This is a genomic window from Kitasatospora sp. NPDC056446 (genome assembly GCF_042796115.1).
Classification (GTDB): domain Bacteria; phylum Actinomycetota; class Actinomycetes; order Streptomycetales; family Streptomycetaceae; genus Kitasatospora.
Genome location: NZ_JBHTRF010000006.1, coordinates 32,969 through 59,565, shown reverse-complemented (window position 1 = coordinate 59,565; position 26,597 = coordinate 32,969). Strand labels below are relative to the sequence as shown.

General features: G+C 74.2%; 24 protein-coding genes. 6 read left to right on the top strand and 18 right to left on the bottom strand.

All coding sequences use genetic code 11. The annotated features are described in order from the left end of the window. Positions 1–24: 24 nt before the first annotated feature. Positions 25–462, top strand: coding sequence for a PPOX class F420-dependent oxidoreductase (locus tag ACFQ6N_RS06020; RefSeq protein ID WP_380647209.1), 438 nt, complete (start codon positions 25–27; stop codon positions 460–462). Positions 463–477: 15 nt separating this feature from the next. Here the strand turns inward: ACFQ6N_RS06020 and ACFQ6N_RS06015 are convergent, their stop codons facing one another. After that, entirely contained in the window at positions 478–1,101 is a 624-nt protein-coding gene (locus ACFQ6N_RS06015; protein ID WP_380647208.1) for a TetR family transcriptional regulator, read from the bottom strand. 137 nt (positions 1,102–1,238) lie between these two features. Here ACFQ6N_RS06015 and ACFQ6N_RS06010 point away from each other — a divergent pair, with 137 nt between their 5' ends. Continuing rightward, the gene (locus ACFQ6N_RS06010) at positions 1,239–2,003 is read left to right on the top strand and encodes an SDR family NAD(P)-dependent oxidoreductase (RefSeq protein WP_380647206.1); all 765 of its coding nucleotides are present in this window, start codon (positions 1,239–1,241) and stop codon (positions 2,001–2,003) included. Between the two features lie 190 nt (positions 2,004–2,193). Here ACFQ6N_RS06010 and ACFQ6N_RS06005 read toward each other — a convergent pair whose 3' ends face one another. From ACFQ6N_RS06005 to ACFQ6N_RS05985, 5 genes are all read right to left on the bottom strand, one after another. Further along, positions 2,194–3,102 carry a phosphotriesterase gene (locus tag ACFQ6N_RS06005; protein ID WP_380647204.1) on the bottom strand — a complete coding sequence of 303 codons (909 nt, stop codon included), beginning with the start codon at positions 3,100–3,102 and terminating at the stop codon, positions 2,194–2,196. Beyond that, the gene (locus ACFQ6N_RS06000; RefSeq protein WP_380647202.1) at positions 3,099–3,647 is read right to left on the bottom strand and encodes a carboxymuconolactone decarboxylase family protein; all 549 of its coding nucleotides are present in this window, start codon (positions 3,645–3,647) and stop codon (positions 3,099–3,101) included. Before ACFQ6N_RS06000 ends, ACFQ6N_RS06005 begins: the two co-directional genes overlap by 4 nt. Positions 3,648–3,663: 16 nt before the next feature. Continuing rightward, entirely contained in the window at positions 3,664–4,293 is a 630-nt protein-coding gene (locus ACFQ6N_RS05995) for a DUF4865 family protein (RefSeq protein ID WP_380647200.1), read from the bottom strand. Between the two features lie 115 nt (positions 4,294–4,408). After that, a complete protein-coding gene (locus ACFQ6N_RS05990) occupies positions 4,409–4,978 on the bottom strand; it encodes a TetR/AcrR family transcriptional regulator (RefSeq protein WP_380647198.1) in 570 nt (189 codons plus the stop codon). Positions 4,979–5,297: 319 nt separating this feature from the next. Next, positions 5,298–6,317, bottom strand: a complete 1,020-nt coding sequence (locus ACFQ6N_RS05985) for an LLM class flavin-dependent oxidoreductase (RefSeq protein WP_380647197.1) — start codon at positions 6,315–6,317, stop codon at positions 5,298–5,300. A 525-nt stretch (positions 6,318–6,842) separates the two neighbouring features. On the opposite strand from ACFQ6N_RS05985, the gene ACFQ6N_RS05980 reads away from it, so the two are divergent. After that, the gene (locus tag ACFQ6N_RS05980) at positions 6,843–7,835 is read left to right on the top strand and encodes an aldo/keto reductase (protein ID WP_380647195.1); all 993 of its coding nucleotides are present in this window, start codon (positions 6,843–6,845) and stop codon (positions 7,833–7,835) included. 126 nt (positions 7,836–7,961) lie between these two features. Here the strand turns inward: ACFQ6N_RS05980 and ACFQ6N_RS05975 are convergent, their stop codons facing one another. The 6 genes from ACFQ6N_RS05975 to ACFQ6N_RS05950 form a co-directional block, all read right to left on the bottom strand. Beyond that, the gene (locus tag ACFQ6N_RS05975) at positions 7,962–9,038 is read right to left on the bottom strand and encodes an LLM class flavin-dependent oxidoreductase (protein WP_380647194.1); all 1,077 of its coding nucleotides are present in this window, start codon (positions 9,036–9,038) and stop codon (positions 7,962–7,964) included. Between the two features lie 3 nt (positions 9,039–9,041). Next, complete coding sequence (locus tag ACFQ6N_RS05970; protein WP_380647193.1) at positions 9,042–9,947, bottom strand: ABC transporter substrate-binding protein; 906 nt, start codon at positions 9,945–9,947, stop codon at positions 9,042–9,044. Positions 9,948–10,027: 80 nt separating this feature from the next. After that, positions 10,028–10,783: an ABC transporter ATP-binding protein gene (locus ACFQ6N_RS05965; protein ID WP_380647190.1), complete on the bottom strand. Its 756-nt coding sequence runs from the start codon at positions 10,781–10,783 to the stop codon at positions 10,028–10,030. Continuing rightward, positions 10,780–11,586, bottom strand: a complete 807-nt coding sequence (locus ACFQ6N_RS05960) for an ABC transporter permease (protein WP_380647353.1) — start codon at positions 11,584–11,586, stop codon at positions 10,780–10,782. Before ACFQ6N_RS05960 ends, ACFQ6N_RS05965 begins: the two co-directional genes overlap by 4 nt. Before the next feature lie 116 nt (positions 11,587–11,702). Then, the gene (locus ACFQ6N_RS05955; protein ID WP_380647188.1) at positions 11,703–12,731 is read right to left on the bottom strand and encodes an ABC transporter substrate-binding protein; all 1,029 of its coding nucleotides are present in this window, start codon (positions 12,729–12,731) and stop codon (positions 11,703–11,705) included. Between the two features lie 181 nt (positions 12,732–12,912). Further along, positions 12,913–13,881 carry an ABC transporter substrate-binding protein gene (locus ACFQ6N_RS05950; RefSeq protein WP_380647186.1) on the bottom strand — a complete coding sequence of 323 codons (969 nt, stop codon included), beginning with the start codon at positions 13,879–13,881 and terminating at the stop codon, positions 12,913–12,915. A gap of 590 nt (positions 13,882–14,471) precedes the next feature. Here ACFQ6N_RS05950 and ACFQ6N_RS05945 point away from each other — a divergent pair. Next, positions 14,472–15,254, top strand: coding sequence for an IclR family transcriptional regulator (locus ACFQ6N_RS05945; RefSeq protein WP_380647185.1), 783 nt, complete (start codon positions 14,472–14,474; stop codon positions 15,252–15,254). A 216-nt stretch (positions 15,255–15,470) separates the two neighbouring features. Here ACFQ6N_RS05945 and ACFQ6N_RS05940 read toward each other — a convergent pair whose 3' ends face one another. The 6 genes from ACFQ6N_RS05940 to ACFQ6N_RS05915 all read right to left on the bottom strand — a co-directional run bounded on the left by ACFQ6N_RS05940 (position 15,471) and on the right by ACFQ6N_RS05915 (position 22,280). Next, positions 15,471–16,097 (bottom strand): winged helix-turn-helix domain-containing protein, encoded by a 627-nt coding sequence (locus ACFQ6N_RS05940; protein WP_380647351.1) that lies wholly within the window; start codon positions 16,095–16,097, stop codon positions 15,471–15,473. Between the two features lie 774 nt (positions 16,098–16,871). Beyond that, entirely contained in the window at positions 16,872–17,015 is a 144-nt protein-coding gene (locus ACFQ6N_RS05935) for a hypothetical protein (protein ID WP_380647184.1), read from the bottom strand. A 448-nt stretch (positions 17,016–17,463) separates the two neighbouring features. After that, the gene (locus ACFQ6N_RS05930) at positions 17,464–18,012 is read right to left on the bottom strand and encodes an ATP/GTP-binding protein (protein WP_380647350.1); all 549 of its coding nucleotides are present in this window, start codon (positions 18,010–18,012) and stop codon (positions 17,464–17,466) included. Positions 18,013–18,115: 103 nt separating this feature from the next. After that, a complete protein-coding gene (locus tag ACFQ6N_RS05925; protein WP_380647182.1) occupies positions 18,116–18,610 on the bottom strand; it encodes a DUF742 domain-containing protein in 495 nt (164 codons plus the stop codon). Between the two features lie 152 nt (positions 18,611–18,762). Beyond that, positions 18,763–19,182 (bottom strand): roadblock/LC7 domain-containing protein, encoded by a 420-nt coding sequence (locus ACFQ6N_RS05920; RefSeq protein WP_380647181.1) that lies wholly within the window; start codon positions 19,180–19,182, stop codon positions 18,763–18,765. Then, on the bottom strand, positions 19,179–22,280 hold the full coding sequence (locus ACFQ6N_RS05915; RefSeq protein ID WP_380647180.1) for a nitrate- and nitrite sensing domain-containing protein: 3,102 nt from the start codon (positions 22,278–22,280) through the stop codon (positions 19,179–19,181). Before ACFQ6N_RS05915 ends, ACFQ6N_RS05920 begins: the two co-directional genes overlap by 4 nt. Positions 22,281–23,098: 818 nt before the next feature. On the opposite strand from ACFQ6N_RS05915, the gene ACFQ6N_RS05910 reads away from it, so the two are divergent. Then, on the top strand, positions 23,099–24,925 hold the full coding sequence (locus ACFQ6N_RS05910) for an AMP-dependent synthetase/ligase (protein WP_380647177.1): 1,827 nt from the start codon (positions 23,099–23,101) through the stop codon (positions 24,923–24,925). Positions 24,926–25,314: 389 nt separating this feature from the next. Further along, on the top strand, positions 25,315–26,472 hold the full coding sequence (locus tag ACFQ6N_RS05905) for a polysaccharide deacetylase family protein (RefSeq protein WP_380647349.1): 1,158 nt from the start codon (positions 25,315–25,317) through the stop codon (positions 26,470–26,472). Positions 26,473–26,597: the final 125 nt, after the last annotated feature.

Below are 26,597 nucleotides of genomic sequence, written 5' to 3'. Positions count from 1 at the left end.
GCGAACCGACAGAGGAGGCGGCCGATGGGCGGCTGGACGGCGGAGACCAGGGAACGGGTGCGCGAGCCGAGGATCTGGTACGTGGCGACGACCGGGGCGGACGGAGCCCCCCACGTCACCCCGATGTGGGTGGACCTGGAGGGCGACCGGGTGTTCTTCAACACCACCATCGGCCGGGTCAAGGAACGGAACCTGCGCCACGACCCTCGCGTCTGCCTCTCCCACGCGGACCCGGCCGACCCGTTCGACCGCGTCCAGATCCACGGCCGGGCCGTGGAGTTCGTGACCGGCGACGAGGCCGGCCGACAGATGGACCGCCTCGCACGGAAGTACCTCGGCGTGGAGCGCTACGAGTGGCTCATCCCGGGCGAGCGGCGGGTCAGCGTCTTCATCGAGCCCACCCGGATCCGCCGGGTCGTGGGGGTCGAGCCCCTGCCGGCCGCCGCCCGCCGGCTCGGCTGATCCCCCGCCCCGGGCTCAGGCCACCCGCTCCCAGAGCCGCAGCCCGGCCGTGAGCTCGCGCATGCAGCGCGCCCCCAGGTCCTGCGGGGAGCCCGGGCCTCCCCCGACGGGGGCGTCGGAGGAGGCCCACTGCTCCAGAGCCACCCGGATCGCCGCGGTCGCGGCGGCGGCGGCCAGCCGGATCTCCAGCGGGTCGACCCCCGCCGGACAGCGCTCGGCGAGGACGGCGCGGAGCCGCACCTCGGAGTCCGCGTGGACGCGCCGCCAGGCGCCCTCCAGCTGCGGGTCGCGCAGCAGGCTGCGGGTCCAGCGCATCATCTCGACGCCGGCCTCGTCCGTCGGCGTCAGCGACGCGACCGCCGCGCTCTCCAGCGCCTCGCGCAGCGGCAGGTCGGCTGCGCCCTCCGCGAGCCGCTCCACCCACTGCCGCCCGCCCGCCGCGAGCAGCGGGGCCACGGCGTCCTCCTTGACGGAGAAGTACCGGTAGAAGGTGCGCAGCGAGATGCCCGCCGCGAGGGCGATCTCCTCGGCCGTGGTGGCCTCCGCCCCCTTCTCGGCGAAGAGGGCGGCGGCAGTGCGGGCGATGTCCAGCCGGGTGGCGTCACGGCGGCGCTGGTTCAGGGTCGGGCGTCCGGTCACGTGGGCAGCCTACGCGGGCGCATGCCACTGCGGCATGACATGCCCCGATGGCACCTTGAGACTTATTGGCACATCGTGCCACTTGGGCGTACCGTGACTCTTGAGGTCGAGAGACCACGAACGAACGGAGAACCACCATGGAGCGCTTCAGCGGACGGAACGTCCTGATCACCGGCGGCGGCTCGGGCATCGGCCAGGCCACCGTGCACCGGATCCTCGCCGAGGGCGGGCAGGTCGTCGCCGTCGACGTCAACGAGGACGGCCTGAAGAAGACCCTGGACCGCGCGACCACCGACGGCACCGCGGACCGCCTCGCCATCCGGGTCCTGGACATCTCCGACGAGGCCGCCGTCGTCGCGGGCGTCGCCGAGGCGGTCGCCGGGCTGGGCGGCCTGGACGTCCTGGTCAACGCGGCCGGCATCCTCCGTTCCTCGCACACCCACGAGACCACCCTGGAGTTCTGGAACAAGCTCCTCGCGGTGAACCTCACCGGCACCTTCCTGATGACCCGCGAGGCGCTCCCCGCGCTGCTCGCCGGCGGCAAGGGCGTGGTGGTCAACTTCAGCTCCACCTCCGCGACCTTCGCCCACCCCTACATGGCCGCGTACGCCGCGACCAAGGGCGGCATCCAGTCCTTCACCCACGCCATCGCCTCGGAGTACTCGAAGCAGGGCCTGCGCGCGGTCTGCGTCGCACCGGGCAGCATCGACAGCGGCATGACCAACAACCCCGGCCTGCCCGCCGACACCGACTTCAGCCTGCTCGCCAAGCTCGCCCCCGCCCTCGGCCAGGGCTTCGCGGGCCCCGAGACGGTGGCCGGGGCGATCGCCATGCTCGCCTCCGACGACGGCGCGTTCGTCACCGGCACCGAGCTCCGCATCGACGGCGGCACCCACATGTGACCGCCCGCCGCCCTACGGCCCGGAACCGCGGGGCCTGTGCCGTCCCCCGTTACGGCGCAGGCCCCGCTTCCGTGGCCCGCTGCGGCGCCATCCCGCGCGGTGCTTCGCGGAGCGCGGCGCTTCGCAGTGCGGCACAGGGCAGTGCGGCGCTTCGCAGGGCGGCGCAGGGCAGGGCGGCGCAGGGCAGGGCTTACGGGGTCTGCCAGTCGGCGGCGAAGGCGGCGGCGGGATTGGTGGTGAGCAGCAGTTCGGGCAGGCCGGGGCCGTACGTGCGGGCGAGCCGCGGTGCGAGGTCGGTGAGCAGCCGGGTCGGGCCGCCGACCTGCCGGGCGGTACGGGTGGTGGTGTCGGCGCCCAGGAGCAGTCGGTCGGAGTGGCCCGCCTCCACCAGGTCGGCGATGACGTCGAAGGCCTGGAGGTCGTCGGGGTGGCCGATCCGGGAGGGGCTGTCCAGCGCGAGGTACACGCCTTCGGCGGCGAGGCTTCGGTGCACGGCCCGGTCGGGGAACCGGGTGAGGTGGCCGAGGACGATCCGGTCGGGCCGGACGCCGTGCCGGGCGTGGAGCCGGTCCAGGACCCAGTGCGGAGCGCCGCCGGGTTCGAGGTGGACGGCGATCGGGGCGCCGGTGGCGTGGTGGGCGTCGGCAGCCGCCGCCATCGTCGAACGGGTGTGCCGGGTGGCCTCCCCCACGTCGCACGCGACCTTGATCAACCCGGCCCGGACGCCCTCGGGCGCGCCGGGCAGACCGGTGGTGAGCTCGGCGACGAAGCGTTCCGCGAGACCGGCGTACGGGAACGGGTCCGGCGCGTAGTGGGCCGCCTGGTGCGCACCGGAGGCGGCGAGGACGTGCACGCCGGTCGCCCGGGACAGGGCCGCGAGCGAATCCGCGCCCCGGCCCATGCCGAACGGGGTCCACTGGACGAGGGTGCGGCCGCCGGCCGCGGCGTAGGCGCGCAGGACGTCCTCGGCGGCGGCCGGATCGTCCAGTTCCTGGCCGGGGAGCAGCGGGCTGCGGATGAAGAGGTGGTCGTGGGCGTCGGTGACGCCGAGCTCGGCCGGGTCGAGGTCGCCGAGAACGGTGCGGACGGTGCGGCTCATGCCCGCGCCTCGCTCGGGTCGGCGGGGGCCGTAACGGCAGCGGCTCCGGCTCCGCCTTCGGCTTCGGCTCCGCCTTCGGCTTCGGCTTCGGCTTCGGCGAAGGTCGCGGTGGCGACGCGCAGGCCGGCCAGGGCCTTGGGGACGCCGACGTACGGGGCGAGGTGGACCATGACCTCGGTGACCTCCTCCTTCGTCAGACCGATCCGCCGGCTGTAGCGGACGTGGTCGGCGAGCTGCGGCTCCACGCCGCCCAGGGCGGTGAGGGCGGCCAGGTTGGCGATCTGGCGGTCGCGCAGGGCCAGGCCGGGGCGCTGGTAGGTGCCTCCGAAGAGGCTGGTGACGATCCAGTCGGGGAAGCCGGGGGCGAGGGCGTCCAGGCCGCCGAGCGAGGCGGCGGCGCCCGGGCCGGCGAGGTCGGCGAGCAGGGCGTACCCGGCTTCGCGGTCGAGCGGGGCAGGCGTCACCGGAGCGGGCGCCTCCACCGGGGCAGGCGTCACTGCGGCGGGCGGCGTCATCGGGGCGGGTGTCATCGCGGTCGGAGCCATGGGGTGGGGAGTCCTTTCACCAGTGGCGGCCGGCCGGCAGCCGGTCCAGTTCGGGGCGGGAGAGGTGCAGCACCCGGTAGCGGGCACCGGGGACGTCCTCCGGGGCGGGGCCGCGCCAGAGTGCGAAGCGGAGCAGTTCCCAGCGGCTCGGGTCCACGGCGACGGCGGCGGTGTGCAGCGCCGGGTGCGCGGGGAGTCCGGCGAGCGCCTGCTCGACCGCCTCCGCCGGGTCGGCGGCCTCCGGCAGCCGTACGGTCTCGCGGGTCGCGGTGGTCGGGCCCTCGGCGCCCGGTCCTGCTTCGCCCGGTCCCGTGTCGCCTCGTCCCGTGTCGCCTCCTCCCGCTTCGCCCAGGGCCAGGCCCGCGCCGAGCCAGTGACGGACGGCGGGGCGGCCGAAATCGGCGCTGAGGCCTCGGAAGCCAGGGCCCCAGAGGAAGCTGTTCATGCCCTGAGGGGTGCGCCAGAGGTAGAACGGCGCGTACTGGTTGACCGGCGAACCGTCCAGGCCGCGCTCCCTGATCAGGTACGCCTTGAGGCCGAGGCCAGGGTAGGTGTCGAGCAGGTGGCCCTTGTCCGCGACGCGCTTTCGGATGATGCCCATGTCGTAGTCGGCGGGGAGGGTGATCTCGTACTGCATGGCGTGCACGGCTGGACTCCTCGGGGGTCTGCGGGTGCGTGGGCCTTGCGCGGCGTGCCGGCCCGGCCGCCCGGCGTGCGCTCCGGGCGGGACGGGGCGCGTGTCGGGCGGGACGGACCGCGTGTCAGGCCGGGCGGCGGTGTGCCGCGAGCAGGCCCAGGGCGCCACGGACGGCCTGGTCGAAGGGCTCGGAGCTGCCCGCCGCACGGGCCAGGACGTAGCCGCCCTGGACGACGGCGACCACGGCCGCCGCGGTGTCGGCCGGGTCGAGGCCGGGGGCGAACTCGCCGGCGGACCGGCCCTCGGCGACCAGGTCGGCGATCCGGCCGCGCAGCCAGTCGAAGGTCTCCTCGACCGGGGCACGCAACCGCGGGTCGGCGACCACGTCCGGGTCCTGGGCCAGTCGGCCGATCCGGCAGCCGCGCAGGACGTCGCGGTCGCGCCGCAGGTAGGCGGCGATGCGGTCGTACGCGCTGCCGGGGGCGGCGAAGTCGGCCTCGGCGATCCCCCGCATCTGCTCGGCGCTGCGGCGCAGGGCGGCGGCGGCGAGATCGGGCTTGCCGGTGAAGTGGTGGTACATGCTGCCCTGCCCGACCCCGGAGCGCTGCTGGATGGCCTTGGGGCTGGTGCCGACGTAGCCGCGCTCCCAGAGGAGGGCCTGGGTGCTCTCGATGAGACGGTCCTGGGTCGTCATGGGCATCACTGTACATACCAGTAGGTACAGAAGGCCAGTGGCTTTCCCGTGCCGGCCCGGTCCGCCAGGACCGCCCCTGCCACCGCCACCGCCACCGCCCCCGCCCCCGCCCCCGGGAAGGCCCACCCGACGATTGAGGGCCGTGCGCCGCCCCCCGGCGGCCACGGCCCCTCGACCGTTCGTCATCCCCCGCACCGCCGAGCCGCATTCCGGCGCGGTCGGTGGCGCGCGTCACGTCACCCACGGTTGCCGGCGTCACTCCGGGTAGGGGGTGCACGGCGCGCTGCGCGGGCGGGCGGCGTGCGGACGACTACGGGAGCTACGGGAGTTCGCGCCGGATCACGGGCGCCACCTCGCTCGCGAACAACTCCAACTGCTCCCGCTGCGCCCCCTCGGTGAGCGCGTCCACACCGATCCCGACCACCTCGTTCCCGAAGGCCTCGTGGTAGCGGTGGATCTTCTCGACCACCTGCTGCGGACTGCCGACCAGCGCGGAGCCGCGCTCCAACGCGTCCTCCAGCGAACCGAACGGCGAGTTGTTGTGACGGCCGGCGGCGGAGCTGAACAGCGCATCCCAGTAAGGGCGGTAGCCCTCGACGGCATCCTGCGAGCGCTTGGCGACGAACAGTCCGCCGAAGCTCGCGCCGACCCGGGCCTGCGCCGGATCGTGCCCGTAGTGCTCCCAGCGCTCGCGGTAGTGCTCGACCAGCGAACGGTATTTCGCCAGCGGGTGGAAGGAGTTGGCAGAGAAGAGCGGGTCCCCGTGACGGGCGGCCAGGTCGGTGGACCGCGTGCTGGTCGCACTGCCGTGCCAGACCGGGATCGGGTCCTGGAGCGGGCGCGGCGAGACGGTGGCGTCCCGGAGCGGCGGACGGGTCGAACCCTCCCAGGTGACCTTCTCCTCGCGCCAGAGCCGCCGCAGCAGGGCGTAGTTCTCGGCGAGCGCCTCCCACTGGCGCTCCTCGGGCAGTCCGAACAGCCCGAAGTGGCGCGGGTCGTTGCCCTTGCCGATGATCAACTCGATCCGGCCGACGGAGAGTTGGTCGAGCATCGCGTAGTCCTCGGCGACCCGGACCGGGTCGAGGATGCTGAGCACCGTCACCGTGGTGAACAGCCGGATGGTGGAGGTGCGGGCGGCGATGGCACTCAGCAGGACGGGCGGCGCCGGGGAGAGGAAGGGCTCACCGTGCCGCTCCCCCACGCCGTAGCCGTCGTAACCGAGCTGCTCGGCGAGGACCGCCTGGTCGATGACGTTGTGCAGCTTCTGCTGCGGAGTGCGCCGGACACCGGTGACGGGATCGGGGGCGTTGGCGACGAGGGACGAGACGGTGAACCGCACGGCGGTCTCCTTGGGGCGCTCGAAGGGGCTCGGGTGGGGCACGCGCGGGGCGGCGCGCACGGGACGGCTCGGGTGGGGCGGCTCGGGTGGGGCTTATCGGGTGGGGGTTTCGGGTGGATCGGGTGGATCGGGCGGGGATCGTCGGCCGGGTGGGCTCGATCGAGGCATCGGCGCGAACGGAAGGGGCACCGGAGTCCGGTACGACGCTCCGGGCCGCGTCCCGCGCTGGGCGGCGCCCGGATCACGACCGGATCACCGACCGGATCACCGACCCGACTACCGGCGGGACCACCAGCGAGGCCGGGGCGGCAGGCCGCTCGGGCAGGGTGTCAGCGCGCGGTGCTGCTGCGGTGGCGACAACAACAGCGGGGTGCGGCCGGGGCGCCGGGGGCAGCGGGGAAGCCGGAGACTGCCATCACGCCCCTCCCCTCGCCTCGCACGCGCACGATCCTCCGCGAGCATAGGCACCGGTCGGAAGCGGGGCAAGGGCTTGATCGACCGGGACCGACTGGCAAGATGTCCGGCATGAGCTACCTCGCCTCGGATGACCGCTATGCCTCGATGACCTACCGGAAGGCCGGCCGCAGCGGCGTCCAGCTGCCCGCCGTCTCGCTCGGGCTCTGGCACAACTTCGGTGACGCCCAGCCGCTGGAGGTGCAGCGGGCAGTGCTGCGCCGGGCCTTCGACCGGGGCGTCACGCACTTCGACCTGGCGAACAACTACGGACCCCCGTACGGCAGCGCCGAGCGCAACTTCGGCTACCTGTTCGCCCAGGACTTCCGGCCGTACCGGGACGAGCTGTTCATCGCGACCAAGGCGGGCTGGGACATGTGGCCCGGCCCGTACGGCAACGGCGGAAGCCGCAAGTACCTGCTGGCCAGCCTCGACCAGTCGCTGGAGCGGATGGGGCTGGACTACGTCGACGTCTTCTACTCGCACCGCTACGACCCGGACACCCCGCTCGAGGAGACGATGGGGGCGCTGGACAGTGCGGTGCGCTCGGGCAAGGCGCTGTACGCCGCGATCTCCAACTACCCGACCGAGCAGCACCGGGAGGCGGTGGCGATCCTGCGGGAGCTGGGAACGCCGGTGCTGATGAACCAGTCGGCGTACTCGATCCTCAACCGGTACGTGGAGGAGGGCGGCGTGCTGGACGCGGTGGGCGACACCCAGACCAGCCTGATCGCCTACTCGCCGCTGGCCCAGGGGCTGTTGACCGACCGCTACCTCTCCGGTGACGTGCCGGCGGGCTCGCGGATGTCGGTCGGGAAGTTCCTGACCGAGGAGGCGCTGACCGGGTCCAAGCTGGAGCAGCTGCGGGCGCTGAGCAAGATCGCCGAGGGGCGCGGGCAGTCGCTGGCGCAGCTGGCGCTGTGCTGGGTGCTGCGGGACCCGCGCGTCGTGTCGGTGATCATCGGCGCGAGCAGCGTGGCCCAGCTGGACCAGAACCTCGACGCGCTGGCCGGCGGCCCGCTGACGGCGGAGGAGCTGGCGGAGATCGACCGGCTGAGCCGTTGAACCGGTGAGCTGTTGAGCTGTTGAGCTGTTGACAGACGATGGATGACAGATGACAGATTTCGAAATCTGTCATCTGTCATCTGTTATCCGTTACTTGTCAGCTGTCAGTCGCCGACCGCCGTCCTGTCAACGGCGGCCGATGCCCAGCGCGGGCAGAACCGTTTCTGCAACCCGGTGGGCCTCCTCCAGCAGCGGGTTGCCGGACAGGATGAAGGTGTCGACGCCCAGCGCCTCGAACTCCTTCAAGCGCTCGACCACCTGGGCGGTCGAGCCGACCACCGCCGTCCCGGGGCCGGGCCGGAACAGGCTCATCCCCGGCCAGAGGTTGGGGTAGGCCTCCAGTTCCCGGGCCCGCGCCGGCACCTTGCCCCCGTGCTGGCGGAACTGCCGCTGCCAGCCGACCCCGTCCTCCCCCGCGACTCCGCCCAGCTGACGCGCGTACGTGGCCTCGCTGGTGACGTCCAGCAGCCGGTCGGCGGCCGCCCAGGCCTGGTCCTCGGTGTCGCGGACGATCAGGTGCAGCCGCAGTCCGATCCGCAGGGTCCGGCCGTGGGCGGCGGCGCGCTCACGGACCAGGTCAAGCTTCTCCTTGAGCAGGTGCGGCGGCTCGCCCCAGGTCAGGTAGACATCCACGTGCTCGGCCGCCATCTCGATGCCGGCCGCCGAACTGCCGCCGAACCAGAGCGGGATACCGCCGGGCTGCGCCGGGGTCAGCTCGCGCAGGCTCGCGCCCGCGTTCTTCAGGTCGTAGAACTCGCCCTTGTGGTCGAAGACTTCACCGGCCGTGAGGCGCTTGACGATCGACCAGTACTCGGCGCTGAGCCGGTAGCGGTCGTCGTGCTCGACGTCCAGACCGTACTCGCGCAGCTGCGCGGTCGAGCCGTTGACCACGTTGAAGCGCAGCCGTCCGCCGTGCAGGTGGTCGAAGCTCAGTGCCATCTTGGCCAGCAGGGTGGGCGAGACCAGTCCGGGGTGGACGGCCAGCAGCGGCTTGAAGGCCGGGGTGGTGGCGGCCGCGAGCGCGCTGCCGAGGGTCCAGACGTCGTACAGGTCGGTCGCCAGCAGGGCGCCGGTGTATCCCAACCGCTCGACACTGCCCGCGAGTTGCTGGAGGTAGCGCAGGTCCACCGGGCGGCGCCCGGCCGGCTCCCAGGGGTAGTGGCCCTCGCGCGGGATGATGTACCAGAGGACTTCGGAGGCCACGGGTCAGACCGCCTTCGCGAGCGCGGCGGCCACCGGGGCCTCCAGGGCGGGCAGGTGGGCGTCGGCGACGGTCAGCGCGCGGTCGATGAAGCCGACCCGGTGGAAGATGTCCGCGGCCTCCTGCTGCTCGGCGACGAACCCGGCGGTGGCGGGCTCCAGCCGCCACGGCAGCGCGGCCAGCGCGCTCTGCCAGTCCTCCGCCGTTCCGCCCAGTTCCCCGGCCGCGATCGCGGCGGCCTCGGCCGGGTTGGCGGCCACCCACGCGTCGGCCCGGCGCAGTGCGGTGGCGATCGCGGCGACCACCTCGGGGCGCCCGGCCGCGAAGTCCCGGCGGGTGAAGAACACCGAGCGGTCGGTGATCACGTCACCGGTACGGATCAGCTCGCGGAACTCCCCACTGCGGCGGGCGGCGGCGAGTTCGGCGCCCTGGGCGATCCAACCGGCGATCTCGCCGTCGCGCAGCCGCCGCGCCTGGTCCGCACCGGCCGCCGGGCGCTCCGGGGTGACGTCCTCGCCGTAGGTGAGCCCGACCGCGTGCAGGGCCTTGGCGAGCAGGTGGGTCTGCCAGGAGCCGATGCCGAGGACGACGGTGCCGCCCTTGAGGTCCGCGACCGTCCGGGCCGGGCCGGAGGCCGGCACCAGCAGCGCGCCGTGGTCCGGACGGGGTGCGGAGACCGCCGCGTAGACCAGGTCGTGGCCGGCCGCCTGGGCGGTGATCGGCGGGGTCGAGCCGGTGCCGCCGAAGTCGATGGTGCCGTCGGCGAGCAGCGCTCCGGTGCGGGTGCCGTCGGCGTAGTGGTGGAAGGCGCCGGTCTCACCGAGCGGGGCGAGTTCCTCGTCCAGATAGGGGAGCCGGGCGAGGTAGTAGAGCGAGGGGTTGCTGGCGTGGACGCCGAGGGTGACGGTCATCTGTTCAACTCCGGTGGTACGGGCTCGGTTCGGCCGAAGGACCGACGCGCGGGGGAAGGGGTCAGGGGAAGGCGAGGAGGTCAGTGGACGCCGAGGTCGGCGAGCAGGCGGCGCCGCAGTTCGGCGAAGGCCGGGTCGGCGGGGTCGCGCGGGTGGTCGACGGCGACCTCCTCGTCCCGGGCGAGCAGGCCGTCGCGCAGGACCACGACCCGGTCGGCCAGCCGTACGGCCTCGTCCACGTCATGGGTGACCAGCAGCACGGCCGGGCGGTGCCGGCGGACCAGGTCACCCACCAGGTCCTGCATACGCAGCCGGGTGAGCGCGTCCAGGGCGGCGAACGGTTCGTCGAGCAGCAGTAGTTGGGGTTCCCGCACGAGCGCCCTGGCGAGTGCGACGCGCTGTGCCTCGCCGCCCGAGAGGGTGGCCGGCCAGGCGTCGGCGTGCCGGTCCAGGCCGACCTCGGCGAGCGCCTTCCGTCCGGTCTCCCGGGTCGCGGCGCCGCCCGGCAGGCCGACCGTGACATTGGCCAGCACCCGCTTGGACGGGACGAGTCGGGGCTCCTGGAACACCACCGTACGGACCGGTGGGACGAGCACGGTGCCCTCGTCGGCCTGGTCGAGCGCGCCGAGGATGCGCAGCAGCGTGGTCTTGCCGGTACCGCTGGCCCCCAGCAGGGCGACGAACTCGCCGCGGGCGATGGAGAGGTCGACGCCGTCGAGCACCGCCCGGGTACCGAACACCCTGCGCAGGCCGCGCAGGTGGACGGCCGGGACCCTCGACTCGGACGCCCGGCCCGCAGCCCCGGTGGTCGCGGTGGCGGAGGTGGTCGCGGTCATCGGGCTGCTCCCTGGACGGCCTGGCGCCACGGCATCAGCACGCGTTCCAGGATCCGGACGACTCCGTCGGCGGTGAGGCCGAGCAGTCCGTAGATCAGGATGCAGACGGCGAGGACGTCGGTGCGCGAGTAGTTCTGCGCCTGGGCCATCAAGTACCCGATCCCCTCCGTGGAGTTGATCTCCTCGGCGGCGATCAGGGCGATCACGCTCAGCGTCATGGACAGCCGGAGCCCGGAGAGCAGCGAGGGCAGCGCGCCGGGCAGGACGACCGTGCGGACGATCGCCCAGCGGCCGAGGCCGAAACTGCGCATCGCCTCGACCAGCTTCCGGTCGGTGCTGCGGACGCCGCCGGAGGCGGACACGTACATCGGGAAGCTGGTGGCCACACCGATCAGGGCGACCTTCGCGGTCTCGGTGATGCCGAACCACACCATGAAGAGCGGGACGAGCGCCAGGAAGGGCACGGTGCGCAGGACTTGGATCGCCGAGTCCAGCAACTCCTCGCCGAGACGGGTGAATCCCGTGACCACACCGAGCACCAGACCGATGGTGGCGCCGAAGAGCAGTCCGAGACCGGCGCGGGTGAGGGAGACGGAGAGGGCGTCGGTCAGCTGGCCGTTGCCCCACAACTCCCCCACGGCCTGGGCGACCTGGGCGGGCGAGGCGAGCACGTCCTGGGTGAGCGCGCCGGTGGCGGAGGCGAGCGCCCAGCCGCCGAGCAGGGCCAGCGGGCCGATGGTGCGCAGGACCACGGCGAGCGCGCGGGGGCGGGGGCGGTGCCGTCGGGCGTGCGGGGGGACCAGCCCGGCGTCGAGGGCGGCCCGGGTGTCGTCGGGCGCGCCGCCGGCTGTGGCACCGGGTGCGGCGTCGGGTGCGGCGTCGGGTGCCGTTTCGAGCGCGAGTTCCGTTGCTGCGGTGGTCACTTGGCACCGTCTCCGAGCTTGTTGATGTCGATCAGGTAGGGCTTGACGTCCACGAGCTGCTTGGTGACCTTCTGGTCCGCGAAGAACTGGGCGACCGTGCCGAAGCGGGCGATGTCCGCGTCGGAGATCGCGTCCGCCGGGGTGCCCTGCTTGCTTACGTTCACCGCGACGTCCTTCTCGGCGGGGGTGACGGCGGTGGGGCCGGAGTCGGTGAAGACGTTGAGGTAGGCGGCCGGGTCGGCCTTCTCCTGTCGGCCGCCCTCTCCCAGGAAGGCGTAGAAGGCCTTGACCACCTCGGGGTGCTTGTCGGCGAAGCCGTTGCGCACGGCCCAGACCGCGTAGTTGTCGGAGCCGACCTCCTGGCCGTTCACCAGGAAGTGCGCGCCGGCGTTGGCGATGGCGGGGGTCGAGAAGGTGTTCCAGGTCGCCCAGGCGTCCACCTGGCCGGAGTTGAAGACGCCGGAGGTCTGGTCGGCGCGCAGGTAGACGCGCTCCACCTTGTCCGCCGGGACGCCGTTCTTGGCCAGCGCCTTGAGCAGCAGGTACTCGCTGGTGCCGCCCTGGGAGACGGCGACCTTCCTGCCGACCAGGTCCTGGACGGACTTGACGGGCGAGTCGTTCTTCACCAGGATCCCCTCGCCGACGCCGTCGGGCGCGGTCTGGGCGAACAGCTTGAAGCCGGGCTTCTGGGCGAGCGCGGCGACGGCCGAGGTGATCGACCCCTGGGCGACGTCGAGCTGGTCGGCGGAGAGGGCCTGGGCGGCGGGGGCGAACGGTCCGGCGCTCCCGGTCCAGGCGACCTTGGCGTGGACGGCGGCCAGGGCCCGGTCCAGCGAACCGTCCTTCTTGCCGCGGGCGAGGAAGCCGTTGTTCCCGGGGTCGGGCAGGCGGAGCACCACGTCGGCCTTGCCGCCCGCCCCGCCGTCGGCGGAGGCCTTGGCCCCGTCGGCGGACGAGCCGCAGGCGGCCAGGGCGGTGGAGGCGAGCAGCGCGGTGGCGGCGAGGGCGAGGCGGGGGGTCTTCACGGGGGTCTCCAAAATGGTGACAGATGACAGCTGACAACTTTCGAAATCTGTTATCTGAAAGCTGTCGTCTGAAAGTTGTTCTCTGAAAGCCGTCGGCTGAAGTCTGTTGACGGTGATCTGTCGGCCGGCACCGGGCGGGTCACCCGCACCGGCAGTGGCGCTGCGCTGACGCCTGCCCGGCTCAGCCGTCCGCGCCGCCCCCCCGCCGCTCGCGCAGCAGCTGCCGGGCGGCGCGGAGCGGCTCCGGGTCCGCCCAGGCGTGGACGTCCACGGGGGCCGCCAGGAAGCCCTGCTCCCGCAGGAAGCGCTCCTGCCGGGCCAGCAGCTCCAACCGCTCCGCCGACAGGTCCAGGTGCAGGGTGCGGTGGCTGCCCGCCGCGTAGGCCCCGGCGACGCCCTCGGCGCCGGCCCCGGTCTCGGCCTGGAGGATCCGGGCCACCTCGGCCGGGCGCTCGGCCGCCCAGTCGGCGGCCTTCAGCAGGACGGCGAGGAAGCGGGCGACCAGCTCCGGGTGCTCGTCCAGCAGGCGCTGGTGGACGGTGACCGGCCGAGGCGTCCCGTTGTTGACCCGGGCCCGGCGGTCCGGCGCCGCGTCCAGCTCGACGGCCACCTCCGCGCCGATCCGCCGGGCCGCCTCGACCGCCAGCGCCCCCTTCACGTACACCGCGTCCACCGTGCCGTTCCGAAGCGCGGCGAGTTCGGCCGACCACTGCCCGTCACCCGGCGTGCCGGGGACGTCGACCTGTTCGGCGTCGTCCAGGGTGAGGCCGGCGAGTGCGAGGGCCCCGCGGAAGCCGGCCAGCGCCATGGCCCGCCAGAAGTCGATGCCTATTCCATGATGTGGGACGGCCAGCCGGAGTCCGCGCAGCTGCCCGGGCTCGGTGACCCCACTGCCGGCCCGGACCAGGATCACCTGGCGCTCCTCGATCCAGGTGAGGCCGATCAGCCTGGTCTCCTCGCCCCGCGAACGGGCCCACAGCGCGGGCACATTGCCGCCCTCGCGGAAGAGGCCGGTGAGCGCGTGGGTGTAGTGGTGGTCGGCGGCCGTCTCGGGCGGGGCGTCCTGGAGCGAGCGGACGGCGATCCCGTCGACGGCGAACTCGCGGGCGAGCCAGCCCTGGTCGGCGGCGATCCCGGTCGCGGTGGGCACCGGGCAGCGGGTGAACCAGAGGGTGTCGGGAAGGGCCGGCGTGCCTGCGGAGGTGCCTGCGGTGGTGCCTGCGGAGGTACGTGCGGAGGTACGTGCGGACGGGCTTGCGGAACTGCTGGACACGGGGCTTGGTCCTCTACGGAGGCTCCGACGACCGTCGGAAGGGTGCGGATTCGGGTCCACCCCGGGCGGGCCACGGGGCCCGGGAGGCAGGGGGGTTCGCGCTCCACGGAGCAGGCGGGAGCGCGGCGCGGGGAATGCGGGGAGTACGAGGAACGCGGGGAGACGCGGGGAACGCCGGTCAGCGACAACACGCACAGGAGAGGAGACACCGGTGGGACGTCACGGCGCTGCTCCTTCCTGCGAGTCGGGGTACGCGCGCCGCCCTGGCCGAGGGCCGTCCGGCGCGATGTGAGGAGCGTTCCACGGCGATCGAGCCGGAAGCAAGCCTTTGCCACATCGTGGGATCAGTTGTTCATCAACGCCATTCCATTGCAACGTCCTCGACACATTTCCGCAGCACCGGCTGCCCTACGCTGAGACTCCCTCCGGCGGTCCGCCCGGAGCCCCTGACCGAAACGCGAGGTGCCATGGCCGAGGCCGCCACCGCCGTCCAGAGCCCGCCGGCCGGTGCGCAGGCCGTCCAGCGCGCGCTGGGGCTGCTGCACTGCTTCCACGACAACGGCCCAGACCTCAGCGCCTCGGACCTGGCCCGCCGGGTGGACCTCTCGGTCTCCACCGCGCACCGGCTGGCCCGCACCCTGGTCAGCGCCGGGTTCCTGGAGCAGGACGAGCAGACCGCCCGCTACCGGCTCGGCCCCGCGGTCGCGGAACTCGGCCAACTCACCTTCCACCAGCGCGGACTGCACCTGGCGGCGCCCGAGCTGGAGGTGCTCTCCCGGCGCACCAACGCGACGGCGGACCTCGCGATCCGCAGCGGACCGCACGCGGTGATCCTGGTCGGCGGCTCGGTCCGCCCGGACACCGGACTGGGCCTGCGCCGCCCGCTGCACTCCACGGCGCTCGGCAAGGTCCTGCTGGCCTGGCCGCGCCCGGGCGAGGCGGCGGCGTCGACGCTCGGTCCGCTGCGACCGTTCACCGGCCGGACGATCACCGAACCGGCCTTGCTGGACGAGGAGTTGGAGCGGGTCCGCGCCACCGGGTACGCGCTCAACGACGGCGAGTCGGCCGCCGGGGTGCGGACGGTGGCCGTGCCCGTCCTGGACGGCGGCGGGCAGGCCCGTTTCGCACTGGCGGTCCGCTCGACCCCTGCTCACCTCACCGACGACCGGTTGGACTGGTTCCTGGGCCACGCCCGGAGCTGCGCCGACGCCCTCGCCGTACTCCTGCTGCCGCCCGATCAGCGGGCCTGACCGTCCGCCTCCGACGAACCGTCGGCATGCCGGAAGCGGCGGGCCGCCACATCCGTCCGGGAGGAAGGACGGGCGGCCCGCCGCTGCGCCCGGCGTTCGGGAACGAGCACCCGGGACCGGCAGCCGGAGCCGGCGGACCGGACCGGCGGGGCGGCCGGGAGCCGACGATCAGCCGATCCGGCGAACCGGCGAACCGGCGAACCGGCGAACCGGCGATCAGCCTGCGGCCGGCGTGTACTTGTAGCCGACCCGACGGACCGTCACGATCGTGTCCCGGTAGGCGGTTCCGAGCTTGCGGCGCAGTCGGGCGACGTGCACGTCGACCGTGCGGCCGTCCCCGACGTGGCCGTAGCCCCAGACTGCGGAGACCAGGTGGTCCCGGGTGTGCACCCGCTGCGGGTGCTCGGTGAGGTGGGCGAGCAGCTCGAACTCCAGGTAGGTGAGGTCGAGGAGCCGCCCGTCGACGTAGGCGTTGCGCCGCTCGGTGTCCACGCTGATGCCGCGCCCGGTCGGGCGCGCCGGACGTCCGCCGGGGACCGGCGCGCCGTGCACCCCGGCAGCGCCGAACGCACCCGAGGCGCCGTGCACCCCGGAGCCGCCGGGTCCGCCGTGCGCCCCGGAGGGGGCGGACCCGACCGGCAGCCCGGCCCCGACGGCGGCGCCCGGCAGGGCAGTTCCCCCCGCCAGCGGGCTCTCGGCCGGCACCAGCACCAGGTACCCGACCATCGGGCTCCCGTTGGCACCGCCGAACTGCTGGCCGTACTGGGCGAGCAGCCCCTGCGGCAGCGCGCCCGGCGGCAGGGCGGCGACGACGGTCGCGCCCTCCGGCAGCGCGGCGAGCAGTGCCTGCGGCGCCGGCGGGACGGCCCCGCCCGGCTGGGACGGGAGGGTCGTCGGAACGCCTGCCGGACGGGCCGGTCCGGTGTGCGGCGGACGGGCGCCCGCCCCGGGCCATCGCTCGGCGACCGAGGCCGGGGGGACGGACGGCCCCGCGGCCCCGGCCGGGCCGGAGGCACCCGGGACGGCCGGGGGAAGGGGGGAGGCGGAGGAGGCGGACGGAACCGAGCGGACCGCGCGCAGGTGCGGGGTCGCGGTCGGCAGGGGCAGGGTGGCCGTGGATGAAGAAGACATGGTGTGCCGCTCATTTCGCGCGTGACGGACGGGGTGGAGTCGTCTGCGCGTCGACCGGGCGTACTACCGGGGCTGGACCGGACGGAACCGGGTCAGCGGGCGGAGGGCCGGGACGCGCTGGGCGAGCCCGGACACGTCTGATCGAACAGGTGCGGCTGCCGGGACGGCCAGAACGGTTCGAGGTCGGGGCGACCCCGTCGGCTGTCCGCGGCGCGGCCCGCGCGCCCGTTCCACCGTCCGGTCCGTCCACCGCCCGGGCGCATCGCGGAGGCCGTACCGGTCATTCGCGTACGGCCGACGACGTCGGGGGCAGGTCTGGGGCAGACGATGTTCACTGGTGGTCTCTCCGCTGGGCGGGTCCGGTTGGTCGGCCGCGGGCGCGCCGGACGGCGGTCCGCTACGGCCTGGTCGACGGGGTCTGCGGTGCGTCGGGCGTGGCCTGGTGGGCCGGGAACGCCGGGGACGGACCGGGACGGGACAGGCCGGTCAGCGACAACACGCGCTGCAGATCAGCGCGTGGTCGATGTAACGGCGGACGGTGAGCACCTGGGCGGCAGCGCCCGAGATGGCGGAGCCGGGCATGAGGGATCCGGACGCGTCGGTGACGGTGTGTCGTCGGCTGACGGTCACTCTGCTGCCCTCCCCCTCGTTCTGCGTGCGGCCGCGCACCGCTCCCGGTGCGCGCCGACGGTGTCTCGCCGGATCGTCGAAGGCCGTCCGCCGGTCGGCAACGCCCGTGTGAACGGAGCGTTTCCGGCATTCCCGACGGCAGGGCCGGGCGGCCTTCGTCCACAGAGCCTTCCACGGCCGGGGCTGTCTAGGCAACCTTCCGCGCGCCGAACGTCCGGGATACGGACATTCGGATGAGACGGCGGGCGTCCCGGGGCGTCTGCGGCACCGCCGTCCGGGGCCGTCCGGGGCACCGCTGGGGCACTGCTGGGGCACTGCTGGGGCACTGCTGGGGCACTGCTGGGGCACTGCGAGGCCACTGCCGGGCTGGTCCGGCACCCTCCCGGACCGGCCGGGAACCCGCCCCCGGATCCGCCCGGAACGCGCCCGCCCCCGGGTCGAGACTCCCTCAGGTCCGGGCGGAGGCAGGGGCCCTGCGGGTCGCGGCGTGCTCGACCAGCGCGACGAGCAGGTCCTTCCCGTCCTCCCGCAGCCGGGCGTCGCAGAGCAGCACCGGGATGTCCGGGTCGAGGTCGAGCGCGTCGCGGACCTCGTCCGGCGAGAACAGCTCGGTGCCCTCGAAGCAGTTCACGGCGACCACGAACGGGATGCCGCGCTGCTCGAAGAAGTCCACCGAGGGGAAGCAGTCGGCCAGCCGCCGGGTGTCGGCGAGCACCAGGGCGCCGAGCGCGCCACGGGCCAACTCGTCCCAGACGAACCAGAACCGGTCCTGCCCGGGCGTGCCGAACAGGTAGAGCGCGAGGCCCGGCCGCAGGTCGATCCGGCCGAAGTCCATCGCCACCGTGGTGGTGCGCTTCGTCTCCACCCCCGAGGTGTCGTCCACCGGTCGGCCCAGCTCGCTGAGCTCCTCCTCGGTGCGCAGCGGCCGGATCTCGCTCACCGATCCGACCAGGGTGGTCTTGCCCGCGCCGAAGCCGCCCGCGACCAGGATCTTCACCGCGACGGCCGGACCGCCGCGCCAGCGCGGGTCGTTGGAGTTCCCCCCGCGGGGGGTGCCGACGTCCGGGCGGGACGCGGCGCCGGCCGGGCGGGAGTGGTGGTCAGAGCGCACGGAGTCCATTGATCACGTCTCGCAGCAGGCGCTCGTCCGGCAGCTCGGCGAGCGGAACGGGTCGGGTGACGCTGATCAGGTCGGCGTCGTAGAGGTCGCCGAGCAGCACCCGCACCACGCTGACCGGCAGGTCGGTGTAGGAGCCGAGTTCGGCGACGGAGAGCGGCTCGCGGCGGCACAGGGCCAGCAGCGTCTGGTGTTCCGGATCGAGGACGTGCGCGGGCACGGCGCCCGCGTCCGGCCCGGGGTCGACGGCGGTGACCAGCGAGATCAGGTCGAACAGCCCCTCCTCGACCGGCCGGGTGCGGCCGCGCGTCATCGAGTAGAGCCGCACCACCGGGCCGGCCTCGTCGTCGAACCAGCGGTCGTCGACCGGGGTGCGCGGCACGAACAGGTCGACCTCGGGCCCTTCCGGGTCGGGCGGCTCCGCGTCCGCGGCAGCGGTGCCGCCCTCGGACGCGGGTCCGTCCGAGGAACTGTCCACGGAACCGTCCGCATTCCGGGCAGCCCCGCCGTCCGCCGAGGGCCCCGCACCCGGGGACGCCCCCGTGCCGGACGGCCCGACCGGGCCCACCGGCACCTCCGGGCCGTCCGGGCGGTCCGGCACGTCCGCCTTCCGATCCGCCATCGGCCCGCTCATCTCCCCGGCGGGGCGGTTTCGGTTCGCGGCTCGGCGGCCAGGTGCTCGCCGACCCGCTTGACCAGCAGGGCCATCTCGTAGGCGATCTGGCCGATGTCCGCCTCGGCGTCGCTCAGCACGGCCAGGCAGCTGCCGTCGCCGGCGGCCGTGATGAACAGGAACGCCTCGTCCAGCTCGACCATGGTCTGCCGGACGCCGCCGACCTTGAAGTGCCCGCCGGCGCCCTTGGCCAGGCTGTGGAACCCGGCCGCGACGGCGGCCAGGTGCTCGGCGTCCTCGCGGTCGAGGTCGCGGGAGGCTCCGGTGGCGAGGCCGTCGCCGGAGAGGATCACCGCGTGCCGCAGGGCCGCGACGCGCCCCACCAGGTCGTCCAGGAGCCAGTTGAGGTCTCCGGACGGCTGCGTCGAAGTGGTCATGAATCAGTTCCTTCCGCTGGAGCGGGTGGTGCGGGTGGTGCTGGTCGTGCCGGTGGTACGGGTCGCACAGGCAGTACGGGTGACTCGGGCGAGCCGGATGGTGCGGGTGAAGCGGGTCGTACGGGTCGTACGGGTCCTGCTGGTGGTGAGGGTGATGTGGATGGTCCCGGCGGCACGGGTGATCCGAAGCCGGGAGTGCGGCGGACCGGTTGCCCGGGCGGCAGCCGGCGGGCGAGCGGCGCCCGGCCGGTGTCCGAGGGCCCGGGCAGCGCCGCCGGGGCGGGGGCCGGGCTGATCGCCCGACGGGACTGGTCCGGCGGCTGCCAGACCGGTACGGCGGCGGGCCGGGCGCTCCCCCGGGCCGCACGGTCGGCGGCGGCCCGGTCCGCGGCGGTGGCGGTGCGGTCGGCCGGGGCGGTGGCACCGCGCCCCCGGGTGAAGCCGCGCTGGAATGAGGCGAAGGTGGCCCTGGCCTCCTCGGGCGAGCGCTCCCGCACCTCGCGCTCCTCCCGGGCGGCCCGGGCGGCCCGGGCGGCCCCGGTGTCCCCGGTCGGGTCCGCCCCGGTTCCGTCGTCGGTCCCGCCCACAGTGCGGAATCGTTCCTTCAGCTGCTCCGTGAGCTGTTCCCTGAGCTGCGGCGCCAGGTTCGCCTGCCGGACCCGGCGCGGCAGACCGCCCGGAGTCCGGGGTGCCGCGCCCACCGGCGCGGCCCCGGCGGCCTCGGCACCTCCGCCGGCGGCGGCCTCCGCGGCCTCGGCAGCCGCCACGGCCTCCGCGGCGGCGGCCACCACCAGGTCCTCCCGGCGGTGCCGCCCCCTCCCCCGCGCGTCCTCGGGGTCCGCTCCGGGCGCGGGCACCAGGACCGGTCCGCCCTTGGTCCGCGAGGCACGGCGCGGCAGACCGCCCGCCGTACGCCCCGACTCGGGCACGGAGGGCCGCGGCCCTCCCGTCCCCCGGTGCCGTCCGCCGGTGTCGTCGTCGGAGTCGGCCACGGGCCCGGCCACAGCCCCGGTCACGCCCCCGGACCGGGTCGCGGTCCCGGGCGAGGACCCCGCCGCAGCCCCCGCCGGCGTCCCGGGAGCGCCCCCTGAGGCACCCCCCGGACCACTCCCGGCGCCCGGCACCGCGACCAGGTCCCGCTGTCCGCGCCGACCGCCGCCCACCGGCCGCCGCCCGGCCGCGGTCGGCTCGGGCAGCCCGTCCGTGGCCTCCGCGAGCAGCTCGCGCGGGATCAGCACCACGGCCGTCGTCCCGCCGTACGGGGACGGCCGCAGGTGCACCCGGATGCCGTGCCGCCGGGCCAGCCGGCTGACCACGAAGAGGCCCAGCCGGTCGGTGTCGGCGAGGTCGAACTCCTGCTCCACGGCGAGGCGTTCGTTGATCTCGGCGAGCATCTGCTCGCTCAGCCCGAGCCCGCGGTCGTCGATCTCCAGCGCGAAGCCGTGCGCCACCACCTCGCCCTGGACGGTGACATGGGTGGTCGGTGGGGAGAACACCGCTGCGTTCTCGACGAGTTCGGCGACCAGGTGGGTGACGTCCGCGACGGCGCTGCCGAGCAGGCCGGTGCCGGGGAACGGCCGGACGGTCACCCGGGCGTAGTCCTCGACCTCGCCGACCGCCGCCCTGACCACGTCGACCATCCGGACCGGCTTGCGCCAGGCACGGCCGGGCGAGCCGCCGGCCAGGATGATCAGACCCTCGGCGTGCCGGCGCATGCGGGTGGTGAGGTGGTCGACCTTGAAGAGGTCCTCCAGCTCCGCCGGGTCCTCGGTGCGGCGCTCCATGGTGTCGAGCAGGGTGAGCTGCCGGTGCAGCAGCACCTGGCTGCGCCGGGCCAGGTTGACGAACACGGCCGAGACGCCGCGCCGCAGATCGGCCTGCTCCACGGCGGCCTCGACGGCGGCCCGCTGGACCGCGTTGAAGGCCTGGCCGACCTGGCCGATCTCGGCGTCCCCGAAGTGCAGTTCGGGTGCCTCGGTGGCGACGTCGACCGGTTCGCCGCGGCGCAGCCGAAGCATCACGGAGGGCAGCCGGGTGCCGGCGAGTTCGTTGGCCGCGTTGCGCAGGCCGATCAGCTCGCGGGCCAGGCCCCGGCCGATCCGGAACGAGATCAGCACCGACAGCACGACCGCGACCAGGCCGATCGCACCGGCGATGCCACCGCGCCAGAGCATCGCGATCGCGCTGGACCGGGCGCGCTCGTCCAGCCCGGCGGCGATCCGGCTGTTGATCGAGGCGAGGTCGCCGAGCGCGCGGTCGGCGGTCTCCCGCCAGGAGTCGGTGTTGAGGGCCTGGACCACCCGGTCCGGGCCGCCCGCGCCCACGAAGTCCGCCTCGGCGCGGGCCAGCGCGCCCCAGGCCTCGCCGCCGCGCAGGGCGATGTAGTCGGACTGGTCGGCGGGTTCGAGCTCGGCGATGTAGACGGTGAACAGCGCCTGCTGGTTGTGCAGGGCGTCCAGCGCCACCTGGTACTGCTCGGAGGTGGGCTTGGCGGCGCCGGTGCGCAGGCCCTCCATCGCCGCGTCCTCCTGCGAGAGGTACTCACGGGCGCGCACCAGCTCGATCAGGATCGTGCCCTGGCGCGGGAGTTGGCCGGTCTGCCGGGCGACGTAGGCGGAGCGGAAGCCGAACACCGGTTTGACCAGGTCGCTGTACTGGTCGAGCGCGAACTCCCAGTTCAGCGCGGCGCGGCCGACCTGGGCGCGCAGCGGGCCGATCTGGTCGGCGGCGGCGATGATCTGCACGAAGCGGCCGCGCTGGGAGGCGGAGAGCTTGTTGCCGTCGGTGTCCTTCTTCTGCCGCAGCACGGCGAGGCTGCGGTCGGTGACGGCCTTGGCGTGCTCGTAGCCATCCCGGGCGACGGGCGAGCGGGGGTCCGCCAGCCGCTGGACGGCGGCTCGGCGCTCGCTCTGCAGGTCGGTGGCGTACTGGTCGACCGGGCCCGCGAACTCCTTGTACGTACGGCTGATTCCCAGCTGGTTCCAGACGTCCCCGGTGGTGGCGAGCGTGGCGTACACCCACAGGGCGGTGAGCGCCACGATGGGCACCAGGAGCAGCGCGATGATCTTCGCGCGGATCGAGCTGCTGCGCAGACGCATGGAGTCCTCGGTCGGGAAGTGCCAGGCGCGGACGGGGAGGCCGGAGGTCGCGGGGCGGGGTCGTGGGGGCGGCGGAAGCGGTGCGGGCGGCGGGGGAGGTGAGGCGCGGGAGGGGACGGTGAGGAGGGTTGCGGAGGGGGCTCCCGGCCACGGGTCTGCGCGACTCTACTACGCCCTGACCACTCGTTCGAGGGTCGAACCGGTCCGCTTGTCCACCTTGCCCCGCACACGTCAGAAACCGGTCGTGATCGCCTCCGCTTCGCAGCCGGATTGTCCGCCTTCGTACCGAATGGGCCGGTGTCGGCCGCGCCGCCCCCGGCCGGACCCAGCTCCCTGGCGCGGCCCGCCGGGGGGCGTCGAGGGGCGCCAAAGGACGGCCCGGGGGCCGCCGGGACACCCTCGGGGGGCTTCCTGGGACTTCCCTGGGGATTCCCTGGATCCCCCCCCGGGGCCGTGCCCGGGCCGTGCCCGGGAGCTGAGTCCGGGCTGCCCCGAGCCGTCCCCGGACCGCCCCCGGGCTCCGCCCGCCCCTCCCCCGTTCCTCCGCCGGTCCTCCCCCGTTCCTCCCCGCCGCGGCACCGTCCGGGCGGACCGGTGCCGATCTCGTCGCGGCACGGTCACAACCCTGGGCAGTACCGGACCGATCCGATAGTTTCGCTCCACCCGCGAAACCGGGCGCCGACGCCCCGGCGGCCCGGCGGCCGGTCCGGCCGCGGGGCCGGACGCCGGCGACGTCGCAGGACGGCGGGCCGCAAGTCGGCGGGGTCGGCGGACCGCGCCTGGGAGACGGCACCGGAAGACGCGAACTGGGGAGGAACGTGCGCGAGTTCACCACCCCTGCCCCGGCCGCGCCCGAGGTCACCGGAGGACTCGCCGACTCCCTGTACGACACCGCCGAACGCGCCCCCGGCCTCGCCCAGCTGTCCCGGCGGACCGGCGACGGGCAGTGGCAGGACGTCACCGCCCGGCAGTTCCGGGACGAGGTCCTCGCCCTCGCCAAGGGCCTGCTGACCCACGGCGTGCGCTACGGCGACCGGGTCGCGCTGATGTCCCGCACCCGCTACGAGTGGACGCTCTTCGACTACGCGCTCTGGTCGATCGGCGCGATCACCGTGCCGGTCTACCCCACCGCCGCCCCCGAACAGGTGCGCTGGATCCTCGCCGAGACCCAGGCGGTGGCCTGCCTGGTCGAGGACGAGGACGCCGCGATGACCGTCGGCGCGGTCTGCGACGCGCTGCCCGACCTCACCGGCATCTGGCAGCTGGACCGCGACTGCGTCGCCGCGATCACCGAGGACGGTCACGGCGTGCCCGACTCCCTGGTGCACCGGCAGCGGCTCGGCGTCACCGCCGGGAACATCGCCACCGTCGTCTACACCTCGGGCACCACCGGCCGCCCCAAGGGCTGCCTGCTCACCCACGCCAACCTGGCCGCCGAGGCCGACGCCCTGCTGGCCGGCTGGGGCGACGTCCTGCGCGACACCGGCGGCGGCCAGCCCGGCACCCTGCTGTTCCTGCCGCTCGCCCACGTCTACGGACGGGCCGTGCAGGTCGCGGCGATCCGCGGCGGCTTCCGGATCGGCCACGTCCCCGAGGTCTCCACCGACGCACTGCTGCCCGCGCTGGAGACCTTCCGGCCGACCTTCCTGCACGCCGTCCCGTACGTCTTCGAGAAGATCTACCAGCAGGCCCGGCGCGCCGCCGAGGACGCCGGACGCGGCGAACTCTTCGAGCAGGCCCGGCAGGTGGCCGTCGACTGGGCCGCCGCCCGGGAGCAGAAGGCCTTCGGGCGCGGCCCCGGACCGAGCCCCGGACTGCGGCTGCGCCACCTCGCGTACGACCGGAGCGTCTACCCGAGACTGCGCGCGGTGCTCGGCGGCCGGGTGCGCAGCGTGATGTGCGGCGGCTCGTCGCTGCGGCGCGAGGTGGCCCTGTTCTTCGCCGGCGCCGGCCTCCAGCTGTACGAGGGCTACGGGTTGACCGAGACCTCCGCCGCGATCACCGCCAATCCGACCGGGCGGCAGAAGCTCGGCACGGTCGGGCAGCCGGTGCCGGGCGCCTCGGTGGCGATCGCCGACGACGGCGAGGTGTGGGTGCGCGGCGGCTCGGTCTTCGGCGGCTACCTCAACCACCCCCGCTGCACCGCCGAATCGCTGGTCGACGGCTGGTTCGCGACCGGCGACCTGGGCCGCCTGGACGAGGACGGCTACCTCACCATCACCGGCCGCAAGAAGGACCTGATCGTCACCAGCAGCGGCAAGAACCTCGCCCCGGCGGGGCTGGAGGAACGGGTCGAGGCGCACGTGCTGGTCTCCCAGTGCCTGGTGGTGGGCGACGACCGCCCGTACGTGGCCGCACTGATCACGCTCGACCCGGCGGCCCTGGCGCACTGGCTGAAGACCCGCGGCCGGGCGCAGCTGGACCCGTGGGCGGCACTCGCGGACGAGGAGCTGCACAGCGAGATCCAGCGCGCGGTGGCGGCGGCCAACACGGCGGTGTCACGGGCCGAGTCGATCCGCGCGTTCCGGCTGCTGGCGCGGGAGTTCAGCCAGGAACAGGGGCTGTTGACGCCCTCGCTCAAGCTGCGGCGGGCGGCCATCGCGGAGCACTACGCGGAGGACATCGAGGAGCTGTACCTCTCCTGACCAGCCGCCGGCCGGCTGCTGACCGGTTTCCGGCCGGTTTCCGACCGGCCGCTGATCGGTTTGTCCGGTACCGGCTCTGACGGTCCGTCTTGTCCCGTGCGGCAGCGGCGCTCAGACGGAGCGGTTCACCCGCCGTTCCCTTGACGGGCCGATTGGTCCAGTCCATTGTTTCTCTTCGGTCCGAGTGCGGCGCACCACCACCCCCCTCCGCTCCCGCCCCTCCGGGAGCGCCCCGGTTCCACGGCCCCGTCCCGTCAGCCAGCTCCCGTCACCCGTTTGCGTTCGCCCGTTTGCGTCACCCGTTTCCGTTCACCCGGCTCCTGTCAGCCGGTTCAGCTCACGCCCTCCCCACGGGCGTCTCCCCCACAAGCTGGAGTCCTCACGTGTCGATGTCCACGCGCCTGCCCGCACGCCTGTCCGCGCTGGCCGCATCCGTCGCGCTGCTCACCGCCCTCGCCGTGCCGGCGGCCTCCGCCGACCCGGCGCCCGCCCCCGTTCCCGCCCCAACCGGCCCGAGCGCCCCGACCGTCAATCTGGCGACCAACCCCGGGTTCGAGATCCCCGCCCCCAGCCTCGCCGACTGGGGCAGCATCCCCGGCTGGAGCTGCACCGGCGGTCCCGCCGAAGCGGCCGTCACCACCAACGCGCCCCACTCCGGCACCTCCGCGCTGACCGTCACCCCGGCCGGCGCCGACTCCACCGGCGAATGCGCGCAAACCGTCGCCGTACAACCCAACACCACCTACACCGCCTCCGCGTGGGTGCGCGGCAACTTCGTCTACCTGGGCGCCACCGGCACCGGCAAGGACCTCCCGCCCGCCTGGACCGAGAGCACCGGCGGCGGCTGGCAGCGGCTGGCCACCCGGTTCACCACCGGCCCGAACGCGCGCAGCGTCCGGCTGTACGTGCACGGCTGGTACCAGCAGGGCCCGTTCTCGGTCGACGACGTCCGGGTGGACGGCCCCGCGCCCACCCTGGCGGTCGCGGCCGCCTCCGTCCCGACCAACGACAAGGTCGTCTTCTTCACCGTGGACGACGGCTGGCAGCGCACGCCCGAAGCGGAGCGGTTCATCGCCGACCACCGGCTGCCGATCACCACGTTCCCGCTGCCGATGCCGGCCGGGACCGACCCGGACTTCTTCAAGCGGGTCACCTCCGTACCGGGCTCCTCGATCCAGGACCACACCGTGTCCCACTCCGACCTCAGCAAGCTCCCGCTGGACCAGCAGCAGGTCGAGATCTGTGACGCCCGCGACGCCATGACCCGCCTCTTCGGCACCACGCCGGTGGTCTTCCGCCCGCCGTACTTCGCTTCGAACGCCGACACCCTGCAAGCCGCCGCCAACTGCGGCATCCGCACCGTGCTCACCGCCGACGCCGACTTCAGCTGGGGCGCCTCCAACATCTGGCACCCCGGCCTGCTGCAGCCGGGCGACGTCATCATCATGCACTGGACCGACACCCTGGCCGCCGACCTCCAGCGCGCCCTGGCCGCCGCCGACGCCGCCGGCCTCAAGCCCGCCGGCCTGGTCGACTACCTGCGCTGACGCGCCGCACCGACGGCCGTCACAGACCCGACGCGCCGCCGCCTCCAGGGGGAGCGGCGGCGCGTCGCCACAACCGGGGCGCGCCGCCGGCTGTGTCTTTTACACATATGACGCTGCCGACGGTA

Bases quoted from the DNA above. Each gene is read 5' to 3' on its own strand.
- ACFQ6N_RS05915 (WP_380647180.1), bottom strand. From the start codon at position 22,280: ATGCGTCTGCGCAGCAGCTCGATCCGCGCGAAGATCATCGCGCTGCTC.
- ACFQ6N_RS06010 (WP_380647206.1), top strand. From the start codon at position 1,239: ATGGAGCGCTTCAGCGGACGGAACGTCCTGATCACCGGCGGCGGCTCG.
- ACFQ6N_RS06020 (WP_380647209.1), top strand. From the start codon at position 25: ATGGGCGGCTGGACGGCGGAGACCAGGGAACGGGTGCGCGAGCCGAGG.
- ACFQ6N_RS05970 (WP_380647193.1), bottom strand. From the start codon at position 9,947: ATGACCGTCACCCTCGGCGTCCACGCCAGCAACCCCTCGCTCTACTAC.
- ACFQ6N_RS06000 (WP_380647202.1), bottom strand. From the start codon at position 3,647: ATGGCTCCGACCGCGATGACACCCGCCCCGATGACGCCGCCCGCCGCA.
- ACFQ6N_RS05920 (WP_380647181.1), bottom strand. From the start codon at position 19,182: ATGACCACTTCGACGCAGCCGTCCGGAGACCTCAACTGGCTCCTGGAC.
- ACFQ6N_RS06005 (WP_380647204.1), bottom strand. From the start codon at position 3,102: ATGAGCCGCACCGTCCGCACCGTTCTCGGCGACCTCGACCCGGCCGAG.
- ACFQ6N_RS05965 (WP_380647190.1), bottom strand. From the start codon at position 10,783: ATGACCGCGACCACCTCCGCCACCGCGACCACCGGGGCTGCGGGCCGG.
- ACFQ6N_RS05905 (WP_380647349.1), top strand. From the start codon at position 25,315: ATGTCCACGCGCCTGCCCGCACGCCTGTCCGCGCTGGCCGCATCCGTC.
- ACFQ6N_RS05980 (WP_380647195.1), top strand. From the start codon at position 6,843: ATGAGCTACCTCGCCTCGGATGACCGCTATGCCTCGATGACCTACCGG.
- ACFQ6N_RS05945 (WP_380647185.1), top strand. From the start codon at position 14,472: ATGGCCGAGGCCGCCACCGCCGTCCAGAGCCCGCCGGCCGGTGCGCAG.
- ACFQ6N_RS05990 (WP_380647198.1), bottom strand. From the start codon at position 4,978: ATGACGACCCAGGACCGTCTCATCGAGAGCACCCAGGCCCTCCTCTGG.